Consider the following 26651-nt stretch of genomic DNA (forward strand, 5'->3'; position numbering starts at 1 on the left):
CTATGTTCCTCATTCGTGTTTCCACTCTGAGTTAGCTAGATAACCATGGAATCCTCTCGCATTCCAGCCTGTTTACAGGCATTGTTCATAATCCCTTACGGACGCACTCCAACACCACCTTTTTGGTTTGCAATTGCAATCACTTTACCCATGGTTACGCTCCACCTTTAGTTTCATTTTTTCTTTTACCTTGCTTCGGGATACGTATCACCACTTCATAATGATCAGTATGATCCTCTTCTACCGTATCAACTTGCATCCCCGTCTGTTTTACCATATCAATCGACTGTAAAATGGTATTGATCGCAATACGAACATCTTTTGATACCGCTTTCCGTCTTGATTTCCGTTTGCGGGTCTCTTTTGACAGCATTTGCTCCACACGTTGTTCCGTTTGTTTTACATTCCATTCTTTATCCAATACCTCTTGCAGAACTTGAAGCTGCACTTCCTCAGATGGTAGAGGCAATAGAGCGCGTGCATGCCGTTCCGTAATCATCCGTTTTAATAAACAGTGTTGTACACCTTCTGGTAACTGGAGCAGACGAACTTTATTAGCAATCGTCGATTGTCCTTTACCCAGTTGTTTTGCCAATCCCTCTTGTGTTAAATCTTGCAATTTCATCAAACGTTGATAGGCATGTGCCTCTTCAATCACCGTTAATCCTTCTCTTTGCAGATTTTCGATCAAGGCGATCGCCGCCGCTTGTCCATCATCAAATTGACGAATGACGGCAGGGATATGGTCCATCTTCAATTTCTGCACGGCCCGTAAACGACGTTCTCCTGCTACCACTTCATAGCCAGCGCCATTTTTTCTCACCACAATGGGCTGAATAACGCCATGTTTCTGAATCGTTTCACACAACTCTTCTATCCGGTCTTCATCAAATATCGTCCGCGGTTGATAAGGACTAGGAATAATCTCATGAACTGAAATCTCACGCAGCTCATCGATCTCATCCTTTCCTTCCTTGCCAAACCACCGTGAAAACGGCTCTTTCATGCATAACAGCGCCCTTGCCCAAACCTATTCGGGCACCTGAACGCCTCTCCCCTCCTTTGACGAAATTATCTACTCTATCGCTATTGTATATGATCTCTGCTCGCAATTGAATGGGATAACATTATTTTTTACAGATGTTCCACGTGGAACATGAAGCATATCCATAACACCCTTCATTTGAGCACGTTGAAACTTGCCTGACTCAAACCACACTATTATGGAAACCGGTAGAGAAACTACATTGTCTAAATCATCATTATTTATCATAGCCAAGGTGCTGTCTATAAACAGGAAATGAGTATCGTCACAGCGAATCATTTATGGTAAGAGGAGTCTCGCACTTATCTCTCCACACAACTACCTCATTCTTCTACAAGCGATCTACAATCCTCTAACTTTTATCCCACTTGATCGCTAACCGTATTTTATAATTATGCATTCATTCCCACAAAACACATTCTATTTATAAAATAAATACATCAAAGATAGATAATGTAGATATAAGTAGTTATTAACAAACAAAGAAATTACTATTTAAAAGATCCTCATATATTTTTATTGAAAAATTATACTAGTCCATTTCTGTTGACCTGCTTCTCCTTCACTTGGTAAAATCACTATTATAATCACAGGAAAACTTGACCACCTCAGTCTTTCAATCCATAATTCTGGTGATATAGAAGAGCTAGATGTGAGAGTAAAATATCAAATTTGTAAAAATTTCGTTCATTATCCGGTGCCTGTCTGCAAGTTTACACTGTTATATCTATAATGATCAGTCCCGTATAAGTTCTCGCACTAACCTTGCTTCACCAGCACACTAAATTTAAAGGAGAGAATAATAATGAGCACACCCGTTTATATTGGAAATGACCAAGGATACTACGGAACCAAAGTTGTTTGTCGCAATGGAGAAAAGTTTTATAAGATGTTCATTCGTAATATGGTTGTTCCAAACCGGGTAGGGGAAATCACCTATAATAATGATCCCCACAACATCATGTATCGTGAGGATGAAGGAGATCGTGAATGGTTTGTAGGGAAATTAGCAATAGAGCAATCAGGCGATGACGAACTGTTCGATTCCCATGAGCGCCGTTTATTTAGTCCCACCTGGTTCCGAGAAAACGAATATCAGATCATGTTCCGTGTTAGTACAGCGCTCATGCTGCAACACGATGATGAAGAACCCATCGTATCTGTCGCTTTACCTACCGATAGCTATATCGACTACAAAGACGAACTAAAGCGCCGTTTGATCGGCAAACACTCCTTTGAAATGAAACAAGGAAATCTTCCTTATCGGCGCGTAGAATTTGAAATCAAACCGGAAAACCTTTATGTGATCAGTCAACCGATGGCAACACTCTTCCAAATCGCTCTTGACCGCGAAGGTCAATTGCTTAATGAGGATCTTTTTATCCGCAAAGTAAGCATTAACGATCTTGGCTTTGGTACTTCAGATGTAGAAACCCTTCACGGTGAAACGATTATCAAGCGTCAAAGCTTTACTTCGCGCTTTGCCATGCTTAATGTATATAATCTATTATCGAAACGATTAAATGAATATACACGTGAGCTCGATCCAGAAGGACAAGGTAAAGAATATCCGATCTGGAGCTTAAATCGGGTGGTACAAGCAAAAGAGATCAGCTTTAAGGGCAGAGTGTATAATGTCTCCGAAATCGTAGAAGAATGTATCAACGAAATTGGTCACTCTCTTGTTGACGAAGTGTGGAACCGACTTGATTATGGCGATGATATCACCTACATCATCTTAACAGGCGGATCATCCATTCCCTTTAAGCCTTTCTACCATGACCGCTTCAAAGATAAATTAATCTTTGCAGAGGATTATGGAATTGATGCTCAATTTGCCAATGCGTTTGGGTTATGCAAATTTACTCAATCGAAATACAAATCGGCTATCCCATCACCAAACCATCAAGAAGTGGCCGCTTCAATTCAACAAGAGTTTCAAGCTCCTACTTCACGTACCAATGGGAAATCATCCAACAATAAAAAACGGGATAAATAGGAAACTAAAAGAGAACATTGCACGTTTAGCTTGTATGGACTTCACGTTGCGTTTTGTATAAATACGGTACCGTAGAAAAGATCCTAATAGAAGGAGGGAAATAGCCGTGAAACTTCAACCTGAGACATTTGATATGATTCTTATCAGCCCTAATCAGGAAGAGGGTACTCAGCTAGCAACGGAGCAGGTACACAATGGAAAGAGTGTGCTTATGCTTAATATTCGTCCGGAAGAAGTGGCTTCCCTCATTCATTCTGGTAAAGATTTGTCTCATCACGCTTTTTTTCCAGATGAAAATGATAGCCTCCCTACTTACGAACGTACCAGACTGCAACTTACTTTGCCTGACGAGAGTACGAGTGCTAATAGTGTCCAAGCCTTATATACCATTACAGCGCTTACAGAAAAAGCTCCTCTGCTGCTTTCATTGGAAGAACCTGATCACTCTCACCCGCATTTAGAACGTGAACTTCATATGCGCTCCCGCATGTTAAAACGAAATTTGCGTCCGCGGATCAAACGAGTAGAGGAAACCGTTGAGGTGGAACAAGATAATACACCTTCTTTCCGCAAACGCGAAATGGAGTTGCGTAAAAAACTAACACGCAGTCAAACAAGAAAACCACCCGCTCGCTTAAAAAATCACGATCCACTCGAGCAGTTTAAACATAAGTCAAAGGAAGAGCCTTCTTCCCATGCAGAAGAGCTACAGCACACAAACTCCTTACGTCACCGTCAGCATTCTTCTGTTATTCATATGGATGAAAAGCGATCACATCGCAGGCAGCATGAGGAGTCCCCTCCTGTCTCCCCAACATCACCTACCCCACTATCAGAATCTATCCTTCCTAAGAGGGAAGGACAGCGTGGAAAAGTGGTGTGGGAAGAGGGTAGAAGCGAGGCGGAGAACAAATCTGCAAAAAAGGCAAGACGGTCAAAGGAGAATCCTCCCCCTATCCAAAGAGAACCCAGACAAGAGAGTATCAGGAAGCCTCCACCGCTAAAAAAAGCGCAAGAGAGCTCTCTTAAACGGGATTCGATCGAAGTTGAAGATCCATTCGGGTACAACGCACACGAAGATTATAGTGATCCCTTTGACCGCGAATCTTCTATGAGTCAAGAAAAACGGAAAGTTGCCTTACGTGGACTGCACAGTCTGATCAATAATTTGGGTTAATCTCAAACAAAAAATAGAAACGATGGAGCTAATTACTCCATCGTTTCTATTTACAACGGCTGTTTTGCTGGAATACCTGGACGGCGAGGATATTTTCTCGGCGTCGTCCTTTTTTTATCCACAATCACAAAGTATCGTAAACCTTGATCCTGCGGAAGCGATAATGACACTAATTCCGGTTTTCCCCCGCCTAACTTTTCCACAGCCTCTGTGGATGACTGTAGCTCTTCCTCCCCTTTAGGGCCTTTTAATGCCACAAACTTTCCTCCCGGTCTTACAAAAGGAAGACAATACTCAGCAAGCACATTTAGCTTGGCGACTGCCCGTGCAGTAGCTACATCAAATTGTGAACGCAAGTGAGGGGCACGCCCTAAGTCTTCCGCACGTCCATGAACACATTCCACCTGCTCTAAACCCAATTCATCCACCACGGTTTGCAGAAAACCAATCCGCTTGTTTAGTGAATCCACCAGACATAAGCGGAGATGGGGGAAAGCAATTTTGAGCGGAATCCCTGGAAAGCCCGCGCCTGTACCTATATCGATCAATGAAGTCAAAGAAGGGAGGGACACAACGTTAGCCAGTGCTAGCGAATCATAAAAATGCTTCAGATATACTTCAGCTTCTTCTGTGATAGCAGTTAAATTAAAGTGCTTATTCGTTTCTACCAGTAGTTGATAATAGAGATGAAATTGTTGAAGTTGTTCTTCCGTCAGAGTGAGTCCGAGTGCTGACGAGGTCGACTCCGCTAACCAGTGTTGATGCTCTGCCATCGACCGCCCTCCTCTCAATTTTTCGCAAATGATTTTCCACCTTGTTCGATGTGAACCAAGAGAATCGAGATATCAGCAGGGTTTACACCTGAAATACGCGCCGCCTGTCCAAAAGATAATGGACGTACCTGCTCCAACTTTTCGCGTGCTTCAGAGGAGATACCATGGATATTGTGATAATCAACCCATGCGGGAATGCGCTTTTCTTCCATCCTTTTCATTTTCTCCACTTGTTGTAGCGATTTCTTTATATAGCCCTCATACTTTAATTGAATCTCCACTTGCTCAGCTACCTCTGCGTCCATCTTTTCTGGAGCTGGAGACAAAGTAGCAATATTTTCATAGTGTAACTCCGGTCGCCGTAAGAGATTGGCTAGTTCAGTCGCTTGCGAAATCGGACTGGAGCCTCGATCTTCTAGTAATCGGTTCACTTCCGTACTCGGTTTGATAATTGTACGCCGTAAGCGCTCGATCTCCATCTCTACCTGGGCACGCTTTTTAGTAAACCTCTGATGACGTGCTTGTGGAATCAAACCTATCTCATATCCAATATCCGTTAGTCTCATATCTGCATTATCGTGGCGTAACAAGAGTCGATATTCTGCTCTCGAGGTAAGAAGACGATATGGTTCATTCGTTCCCTTCGTAACCAAATCGTCGATCATTACCCCAATATACCCTTGTGAACGATCTAAGATAACTGGATCTTTCCCTTGTACTTTCCGGACGGCATTAATCCCTGCCATTAAGCCTTGACCAGCAGCTTCTTCGTATCCAGAGGTACCATTGATTTGTCCAGCAGTAAATAAGTTGGGTAGATGTTTTGTCTCTAAGCTCGGCCATAACTGCGTTGGTACAACCGCATCGTACTCAATCGCATAACCAGTACGCATCATTTGTACCTCTTCCATTCCTTTCATAGACCGAAGCATCATCAACTGCACATCTTCTGGCAAACTTGTCGACAATCCTTGTACATAAATTTCATCCGTATTTCTACCCTCAGGCTCCAAGAAGACCTGGTGGCGATTTTTATCGGCAAAACGAACAATTTTATCTTCAATAGATGGACAGTAACGCGGTCCTGTTCCCTCGATTACCCCTGAATACATAGGGGCACGATGGAGATTGGCCTGAATGGTTTCATGGGTTTGTTCATTGGTATAGGTAAGCCAACACGGAAGTTGATCTGTAATATATTCCGTCGTTTCATAGGAAAAAGCGCGTGGCACCTCATCACCCGGTTGAATTTCCATCTCACTCGTATCTATAGTATGTGCATGTACACGCGGCGGAGTTCCTGTTTTAAAACGAACCAAGTCAAAGCCGAGAGTTTCCAGATGCTCAGATAAACGGATCGAAGGCTGTTGGTTATTAGGCCCGCTTTCATATGCCAAGTCCCCAATAATCACCTTGCCTCGCAAATAGGTGCCCGTCGTTAAGATGACCGCTTTCGACTCATAGCGAGTACCTGTGCGTGTCACTACTCCACGGCACTCTCCGTTTTCCACAATCAACTCTTCCACCATGTTTTGTTGCATGATGACATTAGGCTCTTGTTCCAAAGCGCGTTTCATCTCTTGTTGATATAACACTTTATCCGCCTGCGCTCGCAGTGCATATACAGCAGGTCCTTTTCCAGTATTTAGCATCCGCATCTGGATATGAGTTTTATCAATCGTACGGGCCATCTGTCCGCCTAACGCATCTATTTCACGCACAACATGTCCTTTAGCAGGTCCACCCACAGAAGGATTACACGGCATAAAAGCAATCATGTCTAAACTCAGAGTGAGCAATAGTGTAGAAGAACCCATACGGGCGGAAGCCAAGGCAGCCTCACAACCTGCATGACCCGCACCAATTACAATCACATCGTATTTTGTTTCCATCTTACTTCCTCCTCTCACTTCCCTAGACAAAATTGGGAAAAGATTTGATCGATCAAATCCTCTGATACAGCCTCACCAATGATTTCACCTAAAGACTGCCATGCATCTTTTAGGTCAATCTCCACCATATCTAAGGGGACTTGTAACGAGATGCCCTCCAATGCTTCATTCAATTGCTTATCTGCTTGCTCCAATAAATGAATATGACGTGTATTGCTCACATCAGCCAAATCAGGCGCATCCACACTTCCTTGGAAAAAGAGCAATGCGATCGCTTCTTCCAACTGGTCAATCCCCTGTTCCGCTTTAAGAGAAGTAGTGATAAGGGGAGTATCACCTATCAATTTTTGCACCTCAGTCAAGTTTAATACGGGTGAAAGATCAGCTTTATTAACAATCACTATCGCTGTACGATCATCGATCTGGCGTAAGAGCTGGCGATCTTCTTCTGCCAACGGTTCTGCCATATTTAACACAAGCAGCATCAGATCTGCCTCTGCCAATGCCTTATGAGAGCGCTCTACTCCAATTCGCTCCACCACGTCCTCAGTATCACGTATTCCAGCTGTATCAACTAGACGTAGCGGGATCCCTCGAATATTTACATACTCCTCAATCACATCGCGCGTCGTACCTGGAATATCTGTTACTATCGCTTTATTTTCATGAATTAAAGCATTTAGTAATGAGGATTTTCCTACATTGGGCCTACCGACAATCGCAGTAGAAATTCCTTCACGCAATATTTTTCCTTGACGTGCACTCGTAAGTAAGCTTTTTACCTCCCGCTGCACTTCTTGTAGGTTTTGTTGCAAAAGCTGACTTGTCATCTCCTCAGCATCATATTCGGGATAATCTACATTCACTGCTAGGTGAGCAAGTGTCTCTACAATTTTGTTGCGCAACTGTTGAATCTTTTGCGATAATCGTCCTTCCGCTTGCCGCAGAGCTACACGTGCCGCACGATCTGTTTTTGAGCGAATCAGATCAATAACTGCTTCTGCTTGGGATAAGTCGATACGTCCATTAAGAAAAGCACGTTTGGTAAATTCACCTGGTTCCGCTAAACGAATCCCAGCAGCTAATAAAGCCTCCAGTGTTTTTTGTGTGGGAATCGTTCCTCCATGACAACTTACCTCCACTACATCCTCTCGTGTAAAAGTACGTGGAGCCCGCATCACAGTTACCAACACTTCATCGATCCGCTCTCCTCGCTCCGGATGATGTATATAACCATAATGAACGGTATGCGTCTTGCTTTCAGCCAGCGGAGTCCGTCCGCGGAAGACACGATCGGCAAACGGTATCGCTTCTGGTCCACTAATCCGAATCACCGCGATCCCTGCTTCACCCATCGCTGTTGCCACTGCTACAATCGTATCTTGTTCCATACCGTCACCTCCATCCACGTTCGATCTCGATCGCTTTATTTTATCATAAACCCTTATATAAACGAAAAACTCCCCTAAGGAGAGTTTTTTCATCCATTCTTTTCACTTTCAATCTCTCTGGTTCTTTACTGAGCAGCTATTATTTCGCTGGTGCCTCGCTTTTCTTTGCCTTAAACTTGTCCCCCAAGATTGCATATTGAACCATGGTAAACAGGTTACTAATCACCCAGTACACGGAAAGGGCAGATGGGAAATTGAAAGCGAGAACAAAAATCATAATTGGCATGATCCACAAAAAGAGACGTGTCTGTGGATTATCTCCCATTCCCATAACAATCGACTGTAAGAACGTTGTCACCGCTGCAAGCAAAGGGAAGATATAATAAGGATCTGCGCTTCCTAACTCCAACCAAAGAAAATTGGCTTCAAAAATATGCTCGTTCCGCATGATAGCCTGATAGAAAGCAATTAAAATCGGCATTTGCACCAAGAGAGGCAAACACCCTGCCATTGGGTTTACATTATGTTTTTGGAACAACTTCATCGTTTCTTGCTGCATTTTCTGTTGATCATTCTTATACTTCTCTCTTAGCTTCTGCATCTCAGGCTGGATTTTTTGCATCGCCTTTGAACTCTTCATCTGTTTCAACGTCAGTGGTAAGAGGAAGAAACGAATAATAATGGTTAACACAATAATAGAGTAACCATAATTGCCTAGAAACTCTTTAAACCAATCGAGCGCGTCAGAAAGAGGGGCAACAAAATACTTGTCCCAAAAACTATTATCAGCATCGATTGGGCTTACAGTCCCAGGACTACATCCGGTAACCATCAGCACGCCCACAATGAGCATGAGGATTACGATTAAGCGTCGACGGTGCACAAGAAGACGCCTCCTTTTTATTTCAAACATCAAATCTATTTACTACATAAAAGATTAAGGGACTGGATCATGCCCACCTGGATGAAAGGGATGACACTTTAAGATGCGCTTCACCGTCAACCATCCCCCATGGAGAAATCCGTAACGCGTGATCGCATCGATTCCGTATTGCGAACAGGTAGGATAAAAACGACAGGTAGGAGGGGTTAAAGGAGAAAGGAAGGTGCGATAAAAATGTATGAGCAGGAGAGAGAGTCGCTTCATAAGATAGAATTCTCCTTCTTCGACCACATCCCAGCTTTACGGAAAACATGACGCAAGCTTGCTTGAACCTCTTTATAGTCCATAGAAGCAGCGGGATTACGAGCAATAATAACGATATCAGTATTCTTGGGCAAATCAGGTGCCCAATCCCGCACAACCTCTTTTACCAAGCGCTTAATGCGATTACGCGTCACTGCATTTCCCACTTTGCGGCTTACGGAAATCCCAACACGAATGGTTCCTACTTCACTCCGCTTCGCCCGATATACCACAAACTGACGATTGGCAACAGATGACCCCGTACGGAATACCTTGCGAAAGTCATTGCGCCTTTTTAAACGATACTCCGTTTGCACCTGTTACTGCCCCCTTCCAGCCACACCTTGATCCCTTCCAGTATAGGACAATCAACACTCTTTTTAAACGGGCCATTTTTTCTTCTCAATAGGAAAAAAAGGCCACCTGAAACAGTGTGGCCTTATCTTATGCAGACAATACTTTTCTGCCTTTACGACGACGGTTGCTGAGGACTTTGCGACCATTTTTGGTGCTCATCCGCTTGCGGAAACCGTGTACGTTTTTGCGCTTACGATTACTCGGTTGGAATGTACGTTTCATTTCGCGGTACCTGGCCTCTCCATTGTGGAACGGTGCCAGGGTTCCTCCTTTCTATCCCGACAAACTTCTGCCTTTAACAATTAGACTACAGACCATTATATCGACCCTAAAAAGGGATTGTCAAGGAAGCTTGATTTCCAACTTATCCACATGTGGAAAAAACCCGGTTTTTACTCATCCACATCCTATTCAGATGTTATCCACATATTATCCCCCTGTGGATTCTTTCATCCACACCCATGTGAACTGTGGATAAGTCTATGCGTTCCCATTGTCAACAGCACGAGAATCTGATATCCTATTGATGCTTTTCCATGTGAATAACTGGTGAGGCAGGTTAGACTTATCCACAGCTTGTGGATAAGTCTAACCTGGCTTATGCACAGCTGTGTACGGGTTTTTTCCTTATTGGTTGTGGATACTGTGGATAACTTCTTTACTATCCGAGAAACTGTACTCTAGTCCGTCTACATTCTGTGGATGAAAAAGAGGATAAATAAATGATTATCTTGAAGGGGGGTTTGAAATGAACATGCATTACCAAGAATTGTGGTCCCAAGTATTAAAACGGATCCAAAAAAAGCTGAGTAAACCTAGTTACGAAACATGGGTAAAAGCTACTGAAGCGATTGAATATCGCGATCAAACCCTAACAATCGCCGCACCAAATGATTTTGTGCGCAACTGGCTCAGCAATAACTATGCGGATCTTTTTCGTGAAACGTTACAAGAAGCGACCGGTTCGGTCATCGGTGTTCATTTTATTACCATGACGCAGGCAGAAGAAGAAGAGGTAGTTGAAGCCCCTAAGCCCCCGTCCCCCCCAGTCCATAAAGAGGAAGAGCAAGTTTCAAGTTTGCTCAATGAACGCTATACCTTTGATACATTTGTAATCGGGTCTGGCAACCGCTTTGCCCATGCTGCATCGCTAGCTGTAGCGGAATCTCCAGCCAAAGCATATAATCCTTTCTTTATATATGGCGGCGTAGGACTGGGAAAAACGCACTTAATGCATGCGATCGGACATTATGTAGAGCAGCACACACCTAGCTCACGGGTGGTCTACTTGTCATCTGAAAAATTTACAAATGAATTTATTAACTCGATTCGAGATAATAAAACGGTCGACTTTCGCAATAAATATCGCAATGTGGATATCTTATTGATCGACGACATTCAGTTCTTAGCAGGAAAAGAACAAACACAAGAGGAATTTTTCCATACTTTTAACGCCTTACATGAAGAGCGCAAACAGATCATCATATCAAGCGACCGACCGCCTAAGGAGATTCCTACCTTGGAGGATCGGCTACGCTCCCGCTTTGAGTGGGGCTTAATCACAGATATTCAACCACCTGATTTGGAAACCCGGATCGCTATTCTGCGCAAAAAAGCAATTGCTGATAATTTGGATACCCCAAGTGATGTGATGGCTTACATCGCCACCCGTATCGATACCAATATTCGCGAACTTGAAGGAGCTCTCATTCGAGTAGTCGCTTATTCCGCTCTTATGAATCAACCGATTTCAACCGATTTAGCCCGTGAAGCACTAAAAGATATTGTGGCTGACTCAGGGCCTAAACAAATCGGCATTCTCGATATCCAACGTGCAGTATGCCATACCTTTAAGCTACGCATTGAGGATTTAAAATCAAAAAAGCGAACCAAAAGTGTCGCCTATCCTCGACAGATTGCGATGTACCTATCGCGAGAAATGACAGGACACTCTCTACCCAAGATTGGCCATGAGTTTGGGGGACGTGATCATACAACTGTGATTCATGCACATGAAAAAATATCCAAACGACAGAAAGAAGACCGTGAACTTCAACAAACTATCCAAGATATAAAAAAGCAACTCACCGGTTAATCCCCAGCAGTTGTGGATGGTGTGGATAAGGTATACCCACTTATGCACACCTTTGTCCACATCACTTTCCTCCTATATAATCAGCGTTCGACACATTTATACACATATCCACAGTCCCTATTACTATGACGACGAAAAAGATTAAAGTAATAATATATGAGAGCCGTTTTGCATATATGCTTATTCATTCTAATTTTTTTTACTCCCCATCTCCCCCTACATATGATTTAACTTTCACCAATCCACGCTAGAAAAATACGAGCGTACACGGTATGCTAGGATTATTCGTCAATCTTATTTATTTTTCTCACTTTCACATCCATTCAATTTAACTTTTACTTACCTGTGGACAAATAAAAAACATAGATCTTTTTCTCCACAAGTGATAGAATAATTTTTCGTCAATAAGGGAGGATCTCGATGAAATTTCGTATAGCACGGTCAACCTTCATGGAAGCCGTTTCTCAAGTATCAAAAGCTGTTTCGCAAAAAACAACCATCCCCATTTTGACAGGGATTAAAATTACCGCTGATGAAAGCGGCCTTACTTTAACTGGAAGTAATTCGGATCTAACCATCCAAGTATTTATCAAAAAAAGAAAAGATGATAAAGAACAGGTACTTGTGGATAAAATAGGTAATGTGGTATTGCCGGGGAAAATATTTGGCGATATTATACGAAAGCTACCTGGAGAAGAAGTTGAGGTGGAAGTAGGAGAGCGCTTCCTTACCTCGATCAGATCCCAACAATCTCAATTTCAACTAAAGGGTCTAGATGCGGACGAATATCCTCATCTACCAGAACTACATGATGATCAAATGTTTAGCTTCCCAGCTGATCTCCTCAAAACGATGATTCGACAAACAGGTTTTGCTGCGGCAACCTCAGAAGCACGTGGAATTTTAACCGGCGTTTTGTGGCAGTTGAGCGAGGGAAACCTTACCTTTGTCGCAACGGATAGCCATCGCCTGTCTAAACGAAATGCTCAAGTGGAGTCACCAGCAGAGCTTACTTTATCCAATGTCGTTGTTCCGGGTAAAAGCATGACCGAATTGGCTAAAATCTTAGCTGATCAAGAAGGTTGGGTGGATGTGATTGTTTCAGAGAATCAAATCTTACTTAAAGCTGGGACCATCTTATTCTTTTCTCGTCTGTTAGAAGGTAACTATCCTGATACCAACCGAGTGATTCCTAGTGGTGGAAAAACAGAAGTTACTGCTGCTACCAAAGAGCTATTACATTCTGTTGAACGGGCGGCACTTATCAGCCGTGATGGGCGCGATAATGTGATAAAATGGACGATAAAAGAGAATGGGTCTATTCAAGTTCAATCAGACGATAAAGAGATTGGAAGCGTTTCGGAGGAAGTTCCGGCTACGGTGACAGGGGAAGAGATGACGATTGCCTTTAACGCTTACTATATGATGGAATCACTGCGAACGATCGAAAGTGATTCGATTCGTATATTATGTACAGGGATGATGACACCATTTTTAATCCAACCCGCAGATCGTGATGATGCGCTTCATCTGATCGTTCCCATTCGTACCCGGTAACATAAATTATATAGAGCAGAAAGTAGATCTGTTTTTAAGTAGAGGAGGAGACGTGTGCAAACGGTAACCATATCCATTTCAACCCCGTATATCACGCTGGGTCAGTTATTAAAACGAGCGGATGTGATTGCATCAGGGGGAGAAGCCAAACCCTTTTTAGCGGAGTACGCGGTGTGGATAAATGGAGAACAAGATCAACGTCGTGGTCGAAAAATTGTCCCGCGAGATAAAGTGGAAGTGGAAGAGTTTGGTGTGATTCACGTTATCCACAACGAGTGATGGGAGGGGAAGGTTTGCACGTCAAGGAACTGGAACTGGTCCACTATCGCAATCTCCCCTATTTAAAATTGGATAACTTTGCGGATCTGCACCTGTTTATCGGTGAGAATGCGCAAGGGAAGACCAATATTTTAGAGTCGTTATATCTGTTAGCACTGGGAAAATCACACCGTACACGTTCACATAAAGAATTGATTCAGTGGGAACAACCTTTTGCCAAGATTTCGTCCCGGATTGTACAACAGGATTATATACAACGACTAGAGGTTCAGTTTAATGCTAAGGGAAAAAAAGTAATCAAGAACGGGATCGAACAGAAGCGGATGAGCGACTACATCGGCACCTTGACCGCGGTTATGTTTGCCCCAGAAGATTTAGCGATTGTAAAAGGGAGTCCGCAGGTACGCCGTCGTTTTCTCGATATGGAGTTAGGACAGATTAGTCCTAGTTATGTTTACGATCTGACGCAGTATAACAAAGTGATTATACAACGTAATAGTTTGCTGAAAGAGTTAGCATTTAAGGGTAAGACAGAGACAACACTCTTAGATGTTTTGGATCAACAAATGGCGGAATTAGCTGTGCGCTTGTGGAAAAAGCGCTATCTTTTTGTGGATAAATTAGCGAGCTGGGCAGAGGAGATTCATTATTTAATCACGCAGGGGAAAGAGCAGCTTGAAATAGTGTATCAACCCTCATTTCTTCTCAAAGCAGAAGAGCCATCTTCATGGTATGATAAAGTGATGGCTGAATTGAACCGTGTACGAGCGCATGAAGTGAGAAAAGGGAGCACTTCCTTTGGACCCCATCGTGATGACTTGTGTCTGTTTTCCAATGGGACAAATTTACATCACTATGGATCACAAGGGCAGCAACGAACAGCCGCTCTCTCACTCAAATTGGCAGAATTAGAGTTAATTCATGAACAGACGGGCTCATATCCCATTCTTTTATTGGATGATGTATTATCAGAGTTGGATGATTTACGAAGGACGCATTTGCTCGAGGCTATTCGCGGGAAAGTGCAAACCTTCGTCACAAGTACGTCTACAGAAGGAATTGACAGGGAGACCCTCGCGCACGCCCAGATTTATCAGGTGGTGCAAGGGAAAGTCTCCCTGTTCTCCAGTTAATAGGCTAGCATCGAGAAAGTAGGTGAAACGACGAATGTCAGAACAGGATCGTCAATTATACGATGAGTCACAGATTCAGGTGTTGGAAGGATTAGAAGCTGTCCGCAAGCGCCCAGGTATGTATATTGGCTCTACAAGTAGTCGCGGACTTCATCACTTAGTGTGGGAAGTTGTGGATAACAGTATAGATGAGGCATTGGCTGGACGATGTGATGTCATAGACGTCACGATTCACGAAGATAACTCTGTTACCGTCGTGGACAACGGAAGTGGTATTCCCGTGGGCATTCATTCCAAATTGGGGCGACCTGCAGTAGAAGTAGTTATGACAGTGCTCCATGCTGGTGGTAAATTTGGTGGGGAAGGGTATACCTTCTCTGGCGGATTACACGGGGTAGGGGTTTCAGTTGTAAATGCCCTTTCGGAGTGGGTGGAAGTAACGGTTCGACGAGAAGGACAAATTCACTTTCAACGCTATGAACGCGGTGTTCCACAAGCAGATTTGAAAGTGATCGGTAAAACAGAAGAGACAGGAACCGCTATCCACTTTAAACCAGATCCAACGGTGTTTACAGAGACGACAGAGTATGATTACGGTATTTTACAGAAACGGTTGCGCGAACTTTCCTTCTTGAACAGTGGCGTACAGATTAATATTACGGATGAGCGCGCAGACGGAAAGTCGGATCACTTTAAATTTGAAGGTGGAATTCGCTCTTATGTCGAGCATTTAAATCGCAATCGTGAAGTTATGCACGATCAACCCGTATACATCGAGGGCAGTCGTGAAGGTCTTAATGTTGAGATTGCGATGCAATACAACGACAGTTTTTCTAGCCATATCTACTCCTATGCAAATAACATTCATACCCATGAAGGTGGAACGCATGAATCTGGATTTAAATCTGCTCTAACGCGGGTGATCAATGATTATGCTCGTCGTAACAACTTGTTAAAAGAGCAAGATAGCAACCTTACAGGTGACGATGTACGTGAAGGATTGACGGCGATTATCAGCGTGAAATTACCTGACCCACAGTTTGAAGGACAAACAAAAACGAAGCTGGGCAACAGTGAAGCGCGTACCGTGACTGAATCTCTCTTTAACGAACATTTCTCTACCTTCTTAGAAGAACATCCACAGGAAGCGAAAAAAGTGATTCAAAAGGGGTTAACTGCAGCACGAGCTCGTGAAGCTGCGCGAAAGGCACGTGAACTAACCCGCCGCAAAAATGCTTTGGAAGTAAGTTCTTTACCAGGGAAGTTGGCAGATTGTACATCTCGCAATGCAAGTTCGAGCGAATTGTATCTGGTAGAGGGTGATTCTGCTGGCGGGACAGCGAAACAAGGGCGCGATCGGATGTTTCAAGCGATCTTACCGTTGCGGGGTAAAATTATTAACGTGGAAAAATCTCGTTTAGATAAAGCACTCTCTAACGAAGAGGTACGCACGATTATTACAGCGCTCGGCACAGGTGTAGGCGAAGATTTTCAGATCGACAAGGCTCGTTATCATAAAATCATCATTATGACGGATGCTGATGTAGACGGTGCCCATATTCGTACACTGCTCCTCACCTTCTTTTTCCGTTATATGCGTTCATTGATAGAAGAAGGGTATGTTTATATCGCACAGCCTCCACTCTACAAGTTAACACAAGGAAAAACGATTCGCTATGCCTATAATGATCGACAAAAAGGTGTCGTAATGGCAGAGATGAACGGCAAAGGAAAGATTGATATACAACGCTACAAAGGTTTGGGTGAGATGAATGCGACCCAACTGTGGGAAACAACAATGGATCCGGAAAGCCGTACCTTGTTACAAGTTTCACTACAAGATGCGATCGATGCAGATCAAGTCTTTGAGACATTGATGGGAGACAAGGTGGGGCCAAGAAGGGAATTTATTCAAGAGTACGCGAAACAAGTTCAGAATCTAGATGTTTAAGAGCGGGGGGTAAGTAATGGCGCACGATACGGAGCGGATTCAAGAAGTAAATATTAGTGATGAGATGCGAACCGCGTTTCTTGACTATGCGATGAGTGTGATTGTGAGCCGTGCATTGCCTGATGTGCGTGATGGATTAAAGCCTGTTCATCGCCGTATCTTGTATACGATGCATGAGCTGGGCATGACGTCTGACAAACCGTATAAGAAGTCTTCACGGGTAGTCGGTAACGTAACAGCGCAGTATCACCCTCACGGGGATGTAGCTGTGTATGAAGCGATGGTACGGATGGCACAAGATTTCTCTTATCGTTATATGCTTGTTGATGGACATGGAAACTTCGGATCAATAGACGGGGATTCCCCAGCTGCCATGCGTTATACTGAATCGCGGATGGCAGCGATTACAGCGGAAATGCTTCGCGACATTCAAAAGGATACGATTGATTTTGTTCCTAACTACGATGGTCAGCAGATGGAACCGGTTGTTATGCCTGCACGTTTTCCAAATTTGCTCGTCAATGGAGCGGCGGGAATCGCGGTTGGAATGGCGACCAATATTCCTCCTCATAACTTAGGTGAAGTGACTGAGGGCATTTTAAAAATGCTAGAAGATCCGGAGATCTCGATTGATGATTTGATGCAAATTATTAAAGGACCGGACTTTCCTACAGGTGCTAGTATCCTTGGGCGAGATGGAATTAAGAAAGCATACCGTACAGGTCGCGGTTCGATTCCGATGCGAGCGAAAACGCGAATTGAAGAAGCGGGCAACGGCAAGATGCGAATCATTGTGGATGAACTCCCGTACCAAGTAAATAAAGCGCGCTTGGTGGAGAAGATCGCTGACCTTGTTCGTGATAAAAAGATTGATGGCATTACGGATTTGCGCGATGAATCAGACCGTAACGGAATGCGTGTTGTCATTGAACTTCGGCGCGATGTAAATCCTAAAGTGACGCTTAATAATCTGTACAAACAAACATCATTGCAAACCAGCTTCGGTGTGAATATGCTCGCTCTAGTAGATGGGCAACCGAAGGTTCTTAATTTGAAAGAAGTTCTCTATCACTACATCAATCATCAAATCGAAGTGGTACGTCGGCGTACGCAATTTGATCTGAACAAGGCAGAAGAACGCGCACATATCCTAGAAGGTCTTCGTATTGCCCTCGATCATATCGATGAAGTGATTGAATTGATTCGTGCTTCTAAGACGACGGCCGAAGCACGTACAGGCTTGATGGAACGGTTTAAGCTATCAGAGATACAGTCACAAGCGATCTTAGAAATGCGTCTGCAACGCTTAACTGGACTTGAGCGGGAAAAGATTGAAGGGGAGTATCAAGAGTTACAAACCTTAATTGCAGAATTAAGAGCGATTCTTGCTGATGAAAACAAAATTCGTGCTGTCGTACGTGATGAAATTATAGAAGTTCGTCAACAATTTGCCGATGAACGGCGTACACGGATTAAATTAGGGGAAGACGGGATTCAAGACGAAGACCTCATTCCAGAAGATGAAGTGGTTATTTTGATGACCCATCGTGGTTATATCAAACGGATGCCGCTATCTACCTACCGTGCACAAAAACGTGGTGGACGAGGAGTTGCAGGGATGGGAACGCGTGATGATGACTTTGTTCAACATCTATTCGTCACCAATTCGCATCACTACCTCCTCTTCTTTACAAATACAGGACGTGTCTATCGCTTGAAGGCATATGAGGTACCTGATTTGGGACGTAGTGCTCGTGGGACTCCCGTTATTAACATTATTCAGATTGAACCAGGTGAATATATCCAAACCATCATCCCAGTAAAAGAATTTACACCTGATTGCTACCTTTTCTTTGCCACGAAGCATGGTATCGTCAAGCGGACTGGGTTGGAAGAGTACGGAAACATCCGTCGCAACGGTTTATTTGCTATCAAGTTACGTGATGGGGATGAATTGGTAGGAGTATACAGAACAAGCGGAGAGCAAGAAATCCTACTTGGAACCAGTTTAGGGATGTCGATCCGATTCTCTGAAGAAGATGTACGCAAGATGGGGCGTACCGCTACTGGGGTAAAGGGAATGACTTTGGCTGAAGGCGACCAGGTGATTGGAATGGATATTGTAGATCCTACAAAAGATGCTATGATCGTTACGACTAAAGGGTACGGTAAACGCACCCCTCTAACTGAATACCGTGTTCAATCCCGTGGTGGTAAAGGGATAAAAACCCTCAGCATCACCGAAAAAAATGGTCCCATTGTAGGTCTAAAAGTGGTCTCCCATGAAGAAGACTTGATGATTGTGTCGACCGAAGGCGTAGTTATCCGGATGAACATAGCTGGAATCTCCAGTTATGGTCGTTACGCTCAAGGTGTGAAACTGATCTCTTTGAAAGACGAGGGTGAAGTAGCCACCGTAGCGCGCGTACAGTTTACCGAAGAAGACGAACTAGAGGAAGGCTCCATTCGCGCGGCTGCCAATGGAGAAGAGGAAACGGAAGTGAATGGGGAACAAGCAGGTAACGAAACCGAGTAAGGTTAGGAAGTTGTAAACAATACTTTCTCTTGAAAAAATGCATGAAGCATCAGCTGGGGGAACTTCCGCTCTGTCAGACGGAGAAATTCGTGGATAAAGATGCGATCTTCAGCAGCAGACCCACCTATGATCTCCCCCCAGAGTGGGGTTTCATAACGACACACCATGCTTAGCGCAAACAGCAGGATTAAGTGAATCAAGATTTCAGATACGTGCACAAGGCGGCTATCTCCGGTATACAAGGAGTAGCCGCCTTGTGTATCTTCACGGAAAAAGGGATGATGAAACCCATGAGCCCATCGATTGACATGGGGAATATCATTGTGTTGCCAGAGCAAGTGAAGGCGGCCTCCACGCACAGCTGGTTGATCCAATGTAAAGCGATAATCATTACTTATACGGTGATGATTAAGTCGTTGAAGAAAAGCTTTTTTTGTAAGGTGTAGGTTGTCTAAAATGGATTCCTCCACACAAAAGGACATGCCAGTTCCGACTTGTGTAGAAGGGGAAAGTTCAAGGATAGGTGCAAGGGTACTCTCACCAAATACTTGACGATAACTATCTTGAAGCTCTGGTAACAACGCGTAGCAGCTGCGCATATGTATAAACTCAGCTTCTAATGAAGGTGCATGAAGCGCCTGTGTCAATAAGGGAAAAAGCCCTTCCCGCTGTATTTTCACCTCATCTTCATAGAAGCGGAAATTTCGTTTCTTCCGTTTGCGAGTGGTCAAGCCATGGCGCAATACATCCGCTTTTCGTGGATAATAAGGATCATGTTGGAGGAGGAATGCTTTACATAAATACGTCATGCCATAGTAACTAAGCAGAGGTTTAACGGCTACATCCGCTTGATAACAGGCAAGATAGGTTTGTCTTGCTTGTTTGATATAGTGAATGAGAGGCTCTGCTGCACGGTAGGCTAACTTTTTCGCTTCTTTTTCTCCTAAGGCAGTATATCTTTGGCATAAGAAGGAAATCACTTGCGGTTCGCTCTCCAGTAATAGATAGAGATCCCACATTTTATTTCGTGGTTCTTCGCACGGAATACGGCGTAAGAATGGATACAAACTGGACATAACCAAATTCTCCTTTATTTGTGGAGGGATAATTTTCTCATAGACAATATAAATGTAGGGATTCTCATATTTTTCTTATTCTCAAAGGAGATGTAGTGATTGTATACAATTACTATGCATTGATGATGATGTGATGCAGAAAAGGAAGTGTGTTTGTTGGTTATGAAAGGGTGCTCTAAGAGAAAGGTAAATATGCCTTTTTGAGAGTAATCATACTTACACTCTTTCCCTTACTAGTTTGTACAAATGTGTTATGCACTATGAACGGTAAAAGTACAGCCTTGACAGTAAAAAAGGCGTTTGATAAACTTTCCGAAAACATTGGTGTCAACGAAGAAAGAAGGGGCGGTTCATGAGGGAAGATAAGTTTTCAAAACAAGGTCTTACATTTGATGATGTGTTACTCGTACCTGCCAAGTCAGAAGTGTTACCACGTGATGTGGATGTTTCGACGCGGCTAAGTGACAGGGTTCGACTTCAGATTCCTCTTATAAGTGCAGGTATGGATACTGTAACGGAGGCACCGATGGCGATTGCGATTGCTCGTCAGGGTGGGGTAGGTATTATTCATAAGAATATGAGTATCAGTGCACAGGCAGAGGAAGTGGATCGCGTGAAGCGATCCGAAAGTGGTGTGATCACCAATCCTTTTTACCTTCATCCCCAACAAGAAGTGTTGGAAGCGGAAGCGTTGATGGCAAAATATCGAATCTCCGGCGTACCGATTGTGGATCATGCTATGAAATTGGTTGGGATTATAACAAACAGAGATTTGCGCTTCATCGATAATTTTCAAATCCCCATTCATCAAGTGATGACAAAGGAAAACTTAGTTACAGCCCCAGTGGGAACAACATTGCTAGAGGCACAAGAAATATTGCAACAGAAGAAGATTGAGAAGCTTCCTCTAGTCGATCAACAGGGTTTATTGAAGGGATTAATAACGATTAAAGATATTGAGAAAGCAACACAATTCCCTCACTCAGCCAAAGATGATAAGGGACGCTTGTTGGCTGGGGCGGCAGTTGGAGTAAGTAAAGATACTTATGAGCGAGTACAGATGCTGGTAGAAGCAGAAGTAGATTTGTTAGTGGTCGATACGGCTCATGGTCATTCTAAGGGTGTATTGGAGACCGTTGCGCAGTTACGTGGGCGATATCCAGAGCTTACAATCGTGGCGGGAAATGTAGCGACCCGGGAAGGGACACGTGATTTGATTGAGGCGGGCGCAAGTGTGGTTAAAGTTGGAATTGGACCTGGTTCCATCTGTACCACACGGGTGGTGGCCGGTATTGGCGTTCCGCAGGTGACTGCAATATACGATTGTGCTCAGGTAGCACATCAATATGGTATACCGATCATAGCTGATGGAGGGGTTCGTTATTCTGGCGACGTAGTAAAAGCATTGGCAGCAGGGGCCGATGCCGTGATGATGGGAAGTTTATTTGCCGGAACGGAAGAATCACCAGGAGAATCGGAAATTTATCAAGGTAGACGCTTTAAAGTATATCGGGGCATGGGTTCGATGGGAGCGATGAAAGCAGGCAGTAAGGATCGTTATTTCCAGGAGAATCAACAAAAATTAGTACCAGAAGGGATAGAAGGTCGGGTTGCGTATAAAGGCCCTTTAGCTGATACGGTGCATCAGCTGGTGGGGGGCATTCGTGCTGGAATGGGCTACTGTGGAACCCCAACGCTACCTTCGCTTAAAAGTGATGCTCAATTTATTCAAATTACGGGTGCCTCGTTGAAGGAAAGTCATCCCCACGATGTGCAAATTACAAAGGAAGCACCTAACTATCATATATAATCTTGTGTTGTAGTAGGAAAAACCCTTTTTCTGCTTTGTTGCCAACCTGTAGCGCAATCGTTTACAATAAGCATAAAACTAGGATGCTTACCTTGAATGAAAGTATCAAGGATAGAGTGGGAGGATATACATGGCAGACTACCAACAACAAATCGGTACGGATCGCGTGAAGCGGGGTATGGCAGAAATGCAAAAAGGCGGCGTGATCATGGATGTCGTCAATGCAGAGCAAGCTAAAATTGCAGAAGAAGCAGGTGCAGTTGCCGTGATGGCACTGGAGCGAGTGCCTTCCGATATTCGCGCTGCGGGCGGTGTTGCTCGCATGGCAGATCCACGCATTATGGAAGAAGTGATGAATGCCGTCAGTATTCCTGTTATGGCTAAAGCACGTATTGGACATATTGTCGAGGCTCGTATATTAGAAGCGATGGGTGTAGACTATATCGACGAGAGTGAAGTACTTACTCCAGCTGATGAAGTTTATCATATCGATAAGCAAGCTTATACAGTACCATTTGTATGTGGTGCCCGTAATCTAGGGGAAGCTTTGCGTCGAGTGGGGGAAGGTGCCTCGATGTTACGTACCAAGGGAGAACCAGGCACAGGAAATATTGTGGAAGCTGTTCGTCATATGCGAGAGATGATGAGTCAGATTCGCAAAGTGGGTGCGATGTCGAAAGATGAATTGATGACGGAAGCGAAAAACTTAGGTGCTCCGTACGAGTTGCTCCTCTTTGTGAAGGAGAACGGCAAATTACCTGTGGTTAACTTTGCAGCAGGTGGCGTTGCCACTCCTGCTGATGCAGCACTGATGATGGAGCTGGGATCTGACGGTGTGTTTGTTGGTTCTGGTATCTTTAAATCAGATAATCCAGCTAAGTTTGCGCGTGCGATTGTGGAAGCAACGACTCATTATCAAGATTATGCGCTCATCGCAGAGCTCTCGAAAGAGCTAGGTACAGCGATGAAAGGAATTGAAATTTCTACGCTGAAAGAAAGCGAACGCATGCAAGAGCGTGGTTGGTAGGAGGCACTGTAATGAAAATTGGAGTGCTTGCTTTGCAAGGGGCAGTAGCTGAGCATGTACGCTTGCTACAGCAAGCGGGAGCAGATGCTGTTGCTGTAAAACGCCCACATGAACTAGAAGACTTAGATGGTCTTGTGATCCCAGGTGGGGAGTCAACAACCATAAGTAAATTAATGCATAAGTATGATCTGTTTGTTCCTATCTTAGAGATGTATAAGCAACAAAAGCCCCTTTTCGGAACGTGTGCGGGATTAATATTATTAGCCGCACGCATTGAGGGACATGAGCAAGCACACCTGGGTCTCTTAAATATTTCGGTGGAGCGTAATGCATTTGGGCGACAACGGGAAAGTTTCGAGATGGATCTAGAAGTGACTGGAATCGCTGAGGAGTTTCCCGCTGTGTTTATTCGTGCCCCGATTATCACGGGTATTGACGATACGGTTACGCCGTTGTCACAAGTAGGAGATCGGATTGTAGCTGTGCGGGAAGGGTTTGTACTAGGAGCATCTTTTCATCCTGAATTAACCGATGATAATCGAATTCACACCTATTTTCTTAAGATGGTAAAAGAAGCGATGACGATAAGGATGTCATCGTCTCTCACATGAGAAAAGCGATGGAAGAGGCATAGTAACTGTAGAGTACGGATAGCAGAGAGGCGGTGGCTAGTGTGAACCGTCCCGTATCTAGAGTGAATCCACCTCGGAGCTGTGCGCGTACAACAAGTGTAACTTGTTTAAGCGATTACCGGTACCAGGCCGTTATTCTGTGAAAGTGGGTTTGTAGAAACAAACCAACAAGGGTGGCACCACGGACCTACCGTCCCTTACGATGGTAGGATTGTGGTGCCTTTTTTTATGAGACATTAAGGAGGCGTGGTTGATGTTAGATAGTAAACGATTGCGAACTGAATTAAACGAAGTGAAAGCGAAACTGCAAAATCGTGGAGAAGATATCTCTGGTTTAGATCAATTTCAACAGCTTGATTTACGTCGGCGAGAAATCTTGCAGGAAAGTGAACAATTGAAGAATGAGCGTAATGTTGTTTCCCGGGAAATAGCGGAGAAGAAGCGTGCAAAAGAAGATGCTCAGGATAAGATTGTGCAGATGCGCCAGGTGGGAGAAAAAATTAAGAAATTAGATGATGAATTACGTGGGATAGAGGAAAAATTAGAAGGGATTCTTTTGCAAATTCCAAACGTTCCCCATGAGAGCGTTCCTGTAGGGGAAAGTGAAGATGATAATATTCCGATTCGCCATTGGGGAGAAGCTCCATCTTTTTCTTTTGATGTGAAAGCCCACTGGGATATTGCAGGTGAATTAGGTATTCTTGATTTTGAGCGTGCTAGCAAAGTGACGGGTTCACGCTTTGTGTTTCAACAGGGATTAGGAGCACGTCTGGAGCGGGCATTGATGTCTTTTATGTTGGACTTACACACAACAGAGCATGGCTATACGGAAATGATTCCTCCATATTTGGTTAACCCAGATAGCATGCGCGGAACGGGTCAACTTCCTAAGTTTGCAGAGGATTCGTTTGAAATTGAGAAGGAAGGATATTACCTGATTCCGACAGCTGAAGTTCCAGTTACCAACTATCATCGAGATGAAATTTTGGACATGGCGCAATTGCCAACACAATACGTGGCATATAGTGCTTGCTTCCGCTCAGAGGCGGGATCTGCTGGTCGTGATACTCGTGGATTGATTCGTCAACATCAATTTAACAAAGTAGAACTAGTGAAGTTCGTACGTCCGGAAGAATCGTATGAACGATTGGAAGAGCTTGTGGGTCATGCGGAAAAGGTATTACAGTTGTTGAAACTACCATATCGTGTGGTAAAGATGTGTACCGCTGATCTAGGATTTACCGCAGCCAAGAAGTATGATTTAGAAGTATGGATTCCTAGCTACAATACTTATCGTGAGATTTCTTCGTGTAGTAACTTTGAAGATTTTCAAGCACGACGTGCCAATATTCGTTTCCGTCGTGAAGCAAAAGGACGCCCCGAGTTTGTTCACACGCTGAACGGGTCTGGCCTGGCTATTGGTCGTACTGTGGCAGCATTACTTGAGAATTATCAGCAGGAAGATGGAAGTGTATTGATTCCAGAGGTACTGCGACCTTATATGGGGGGCCTTGAGCGGATTACAAAACAGTAGAGGGCAAATACAACATCAGCTTAAGCAGAAACATCAGAGATTCAGATGGGGTTTTGACTCCATCTGCTTGGAAGCTCACTAAATAAAAGTGGGGTCCGAACCCCATGCATAAGATGAAAAAGACTGCAGTTTGTTTAGCTGCAGTCAGGCTGTCGAGAAAAGTCTCGACAGCCTGTTTTTTACCCCTTTCATATTTATTCCAAGTGAAATGGTATAGAGATATACATAGAAGAAGAGAGGAAGAACCGGATGCGACGTTCAACAAATCACACTCAGTCTTAGATGGAATTTGTTTGTATAGAGGAGCTCGTTCCCCTGATCGGTTTCTCCACACTCTGTTGCTTAAACCGCATGCTTTTTTTAATGTTCATCGTTAAGATATTTGAAAGAGGTAGAAAGCCAATTTTATAAAATAGAAGAACTATAAGATTGTTTGATACATATCATACATTAAGAGTATTGAAAAAATTATTCGCTCGATGAAAGAAAAGGGGTAACGAAATGAGAGTTTCACAAGATATACTAGTGCAAGGCCCCATCCCCATGAATATCGCTGAGAACTTATCGAATACAAAAGCGCTGATCAGAAATATATTAACTGTCAATTCTACCTTAGAGGGGTTGGGTGCTTCGGAGAAAGTGATTCTGCCTATTGAAATAATCGGGCTTACATTCGAAGCTTACCGCTTCGTACGAAATCCCTTGGTCACATCCGCTGTGATTGATGCACGCCTTATCCGATTAGGCAGGAATCCATTTATGGTTTCTGGAAATTTACCGCAATGGGCATTACCACAAATCGTAGCCTCTTTTCTACGTATTAGACAACTGCTTCAGAGTCCTAGGTTGACTCAATGGCCGAGGCCACGTCTTGTCTTAGCAAAAGAGGAACTTCGCCAAATCTTAATAAGCGCCAACCAGTCAATAACAAGATAACTCCGCCGAACAAGTGATGAGCGCGGTAAGCATTCCAGTCATGGCGCAAGCACGCATTGGACATATTGTGGAATCGCGCATTTTAGAAGCCCAGATTCGTAAAGTCGGCTCGATGTCACAAGATGAATTGATGACAGTGAGAAAGATTTGGGTGTTCCTTTTGAACTGATGCAGTACGTACATGAACATGGAGAGCTGACTCCATCTGATTGGAAGCTCACTAAATAGAATTGGGGTCCGAACCCATGCCTAAGATGAAAAAGAC

At 43.8% G+C, this 26651-nt stretch carries 22 protein-coding genes, 1 pseudogene and 1 other annotated feature; of the genes and pseudogenes, 14 read left to right on the top strand and 9 right to left on the bottom strand.

Annotation, left to right across the window (positions count from 1 at the left end):
* Positions 1 to 154: 154 nt before the first annotated feature.
* Positions 155 to 1006, bottom strand: coding sequence for a nucleoid occlusion protein (noc, locus tag NXZ84_RS14195; RefSeq protein WP_258841006.1), 852 nt, complete (start codon positions 1004 to 1006; stop codon positions 155 to 157).
* 844 nt (positions 1007 to 1850) lie between these two features.
* On the opposite strand from noc, the gene NXZ84_RS14200 reads away from it, so the two are divergent.
* Both NXZ84_RS14200 and NXZ84_RS14205 read left to right on the top strand, forming a co-directional pair.
* A complete protein-coding gene (locus NXZ84_RS14200) occupies positions 1851 to 3044 on the top strand; it encodes a ParM/StbA family protein (RefSeq protein WP_258841007.1) in 1194 nt (397 codons plus the stop codon).
* Between the two features lie 106 nt (positions 3045 to 3150).
* Positions 3151 to 4221, top strand: a complete 1071-nt coding sequence (locus NXZ84_RS14205) for a hypothetical protein (protein ID WP_258841008.1) — start codon at positions 3151 to 3153, stop codon at positions 4219 to 4221.
* Positions 4222 to 4271: 50 nt separating this feature from the next.
* On the opposite strand, the gene rsmG is transcribed toward NXZ84_RS14205, so the two are convergent.
* From rsmG to rpmH, 7 genes are all read right to left on the bottom strand, one after another.
* Positions 4272 to 4994: a 16S rRNA (guanine(527)-N(7))-methyltransferase RsmG gene (gene rsmG / locus NXZ84_RS14210; RefSeq protein WP_258841009.1), complete on the bottom strand. Its 723-nt coding sequence runs from the start codon at positions 4992 to 4994 to the stop codon at positions 4272 to 4274.
* Positions 4995 to 5008: 14 nt separating this feature from the next.
* The gene (gene mnmG / locus NXZ84_RS14215; RefSeq protein WP_258841010.1) at positions 5009 to 6886 is read right to left on the bottom strand and encodes a tRNA uridine-5-carboxymethylaminomethyl(34) synthesis enzyme MnmG; all 1878 of its coding nucleotides are present in this window, start codon (positions 6884 to 6886) and stop codon (positions 5009 to 5011) included.
* A 14-nt stretch (positions 6887 to 6900) separates the two neighbouring features.
* On the bottom strand, positions 6901 to 8277 hold the full coding sequence (gene mnmE, locus NXZ84_RS14220) for a tRNA uridine-5-carboxymethylaminomethyl(34) synthesis GTPase MnmE (RefSeq protein ID WP_258841011.1): 1377 nt from the start codon (positions 8275 to 8277) through the stop codon (positions 6901 to 6903).
* 139 nt (positions 8278 to 8416) lie between these two features.
* A complete protein-coding gene (gene yidC, locus NXZ84_RS14225; RefSeq protein ID WP_258841066.1) occupies positions 8417 to 9130 on the bottom strand; it encodes a membrane protein insertase YidC in 714 nt (237 codons plus the stop codon).
* A gap of 84 nt (positions 9131 to 9214) precedes the next feature.
* Entirely contained in the window at positions 9215 to 9424 is a 210-nt protein-coding gene (yidD, locus tag NXZ84_RS14230; protein WP_258841012.1) for a membrane protein insertion efficiency factor YidD, read from the bottom strand.
* Positions 9421 to 9780: a ribonuclease P protein component gene (rnpA, locus tag NXZ84_RS14235; protein ID WP_258841013.1), complete on the bottom strand. Its 360-nt coding sequence runs from the start codon at positions 9778 to 9780 to the stop codon at positions 9421 to 9423. Before rnpA ends, yidD begins: the two co-directional genes overlap by 4 nt.
* A gap of 127 nt (positions 9781 to 9907) precedes the next feature.
* Positions 9908 to 10042: a 50S ribosomal protein L34 gene (rpmH, locus tag NXZ84_RS14240; protein WP_258841014.1), complete on the bottom strand. Its 135-nt coding sequence runs from the start codon at positions 10040 to 10042 to the stop codon at positions 9908 to 9910.
* A gap of 526 nt (positions 10043 to 10568) precedes the next feature.
* On the opposite strand from rpmH, the gene dnaA reads away from it, so the two are divergent.
* From dnaA to gyrA, 6 genes are all read left to right on the top strand, one after another.
* Positions 10569 to 11915 (top strand): chromosomal replication initiator protein DnaA, encoded by a 1347-nt coding sequence (dnaA, locus tag NXZ84_RS14245; RefSeq protein WP_396654048.1) that lies wholly within the window; start codon positions 10569 to 10571, stop codon positions 11913 to 11915.
* 420 nt (positions 11916 to 12335) lie between these two features.
* Complete coding sequence (gene dnaN, locus NXZ84_RS14250; RefSeq protein ID WP_258841015.1) at positions 12336 to 13472, top strand: DNA polymerase III subunit beta; 1137 nt, start codon at positions 12336 to 12338, stop codon at positions 13470 to 13472.
* A 54-nt stretch (positions 13473 to 13526) separates the two neighbouring features.
* Positions 13527 to 13751, top strand: a complete 225-nt coding sequence (gene yaaA / locus NXZ84_RS14255; protein WP_258841016.1) for a S4 domain-containing protein YaaA — start codon at positions 13527 to 13529, stop codon at positions 13749 to 13751.
* A gap of 14 nt (positions 13752 to 13765) precedes the next feature.
* The gene (recF, locus tag NXZ84_RS14260; RefSeq protein ID WP_258841017.1) at positions 13766 to 14884 is read left to right on the top strand and encodes a DNA replication/repair protein RecF; all 1119 of its coding nucleotides are present in this window, start codon (positions 13766 to 13768) and stop codon (positions 14882 to 14884) included.
* A 34-nt stretch (positions 14885 to 14918) separates the two neighbouring features.
* Positions 14919 to 16835, top strand: coding sequence for a DNA topoisomerase (ATP-hydrolyzing) subunit B (gene gyrB, locus NXZ84_RS14265; protein WP_258841018.1), 1917 nt, complete (start codon positions 14919 to 14921; stop codon positions 16833 to 16835).
* A gap of 16 nt (positions 16836 to 16851) precedes the next feature.
* On the top strand, positions 16852 to 19371 hold the full coding sequence (gene gyrA / locus NXZ84_RS14270) for a DNA gyrase subunit A (RefSeq protein ID WP_258841019.1): 2520 nt from the start codon (positions 16852 to 16854) through the stop codon (positions 19369 to 19371).
* Between the two features lie 2 nt (positions 19372 to 19373).
* Here gyrA and NXZ84_RS14275 read toward each other — a convergent pair whose 3' ends face one another.
* Positions 19374 to 20447 carry a YaaC family protein gene (locus tag NXZ84_RS14275; RefSeq protein WP_258841020.1) on the bottom strand — a complete coding sequence of 358 codons (1074 nt, stop codon included), beginning with the start codon at positions 20445 to 20447 and terminating at the stop codon, positions 19374 to 19376.
* 352 nt (positions 20448 to 20799) lie between these two features.
* Between NXZ84_RS14275 and guaB the strand changes: the two genes are divergently transcribed.
* The 6 genes and pseudogenes from guaB to NXZ84_RS14305 all read left to right on the top strand — a co-directional run.
* Complete coding sequence (gene guaB, locus NXZ84_RS14280) at positions 20800 to 22257, top strand: IMP dehydrogenase (RefSeq protein WP_258841021.1); 1458 nt, start codon at positions 20800 to 20802, stop codon at positions 22255 to 22257.
* Between the two features lie 130 nt (positions 22258 to 22387).
* A complete protein-coding gene (gene pdxS / locus NXZ84_RS14285) occupies positions 22388 to 23284 on the top strand; it encodes a pyridoxal 5'-phosphate synthase lyase subunit PdxS (RefSeq protein WP_258841022.1) in 897 nt (298 codons plus the stop codon).
* 11 nt (positions 23285 to 23295) lie between these two features.
* The gene (gene pdxT, locus NXZ84_RS14290; protein ID WP_258841023.1) at positions 23296 to 23895 is read left to right on the top strand and encodes a pyridoxal 5'-phosphate synthase glutaminase subunit PdxT; all 600 of its coding nucleotides are present in this window, start codon (positions 23296 to 23298) and stop codon (positions 23893 to 23895) included.
* Positions 23895 to 24117 (top strand) — a binding site (T-box leader). (Overlaps the previous gene by 1 nt.)
* A 52-nt stretch (positions 24118 to 24169) precedes the next feature.
* Complete coding sequence (gene serS / locus NXZ84_RS14295) at positions 24170 to 25450, top strand: serine--tRNA ligase (protein WP_258841024.1); 1281 nt, start codon at positions 24170 to 24172, stop codon at positions 25448 to 25450.
* 501 nt (positions 25451 to 25951) lie between these two features.
* A complete protein-coding gene (locus tag NXZ84_RS14300; RefSeq protein WP_258841025.1) occupies positions 25952 to 26386 on the top strand; it encodes a hypothetical protein in 435 nt (144 codons plus the stop codon).
* Positions 26387 to 26393: 7 nt separating this feature from the next.
* Positions 26394 to 26522: pseudogene (locus NXZ84_RS14305) on the top strand (pyridoxal 5'-phosphate synthase lyase subunit PdxS); the annotation flags it as partial.
* Between the last annotated feature and the right edge of the window lie 129 nt (positions 26523 to 26651).

It is taken from the genome of Mechercharimyces sp. CAU 1602 (genome assembly GCF_024753565.1).
Taxonomy (GTDB): Bacteria; Bacillota; Bacilli; order Thermoactinomycetales; family JANTPT01; genus Mechercharimyces.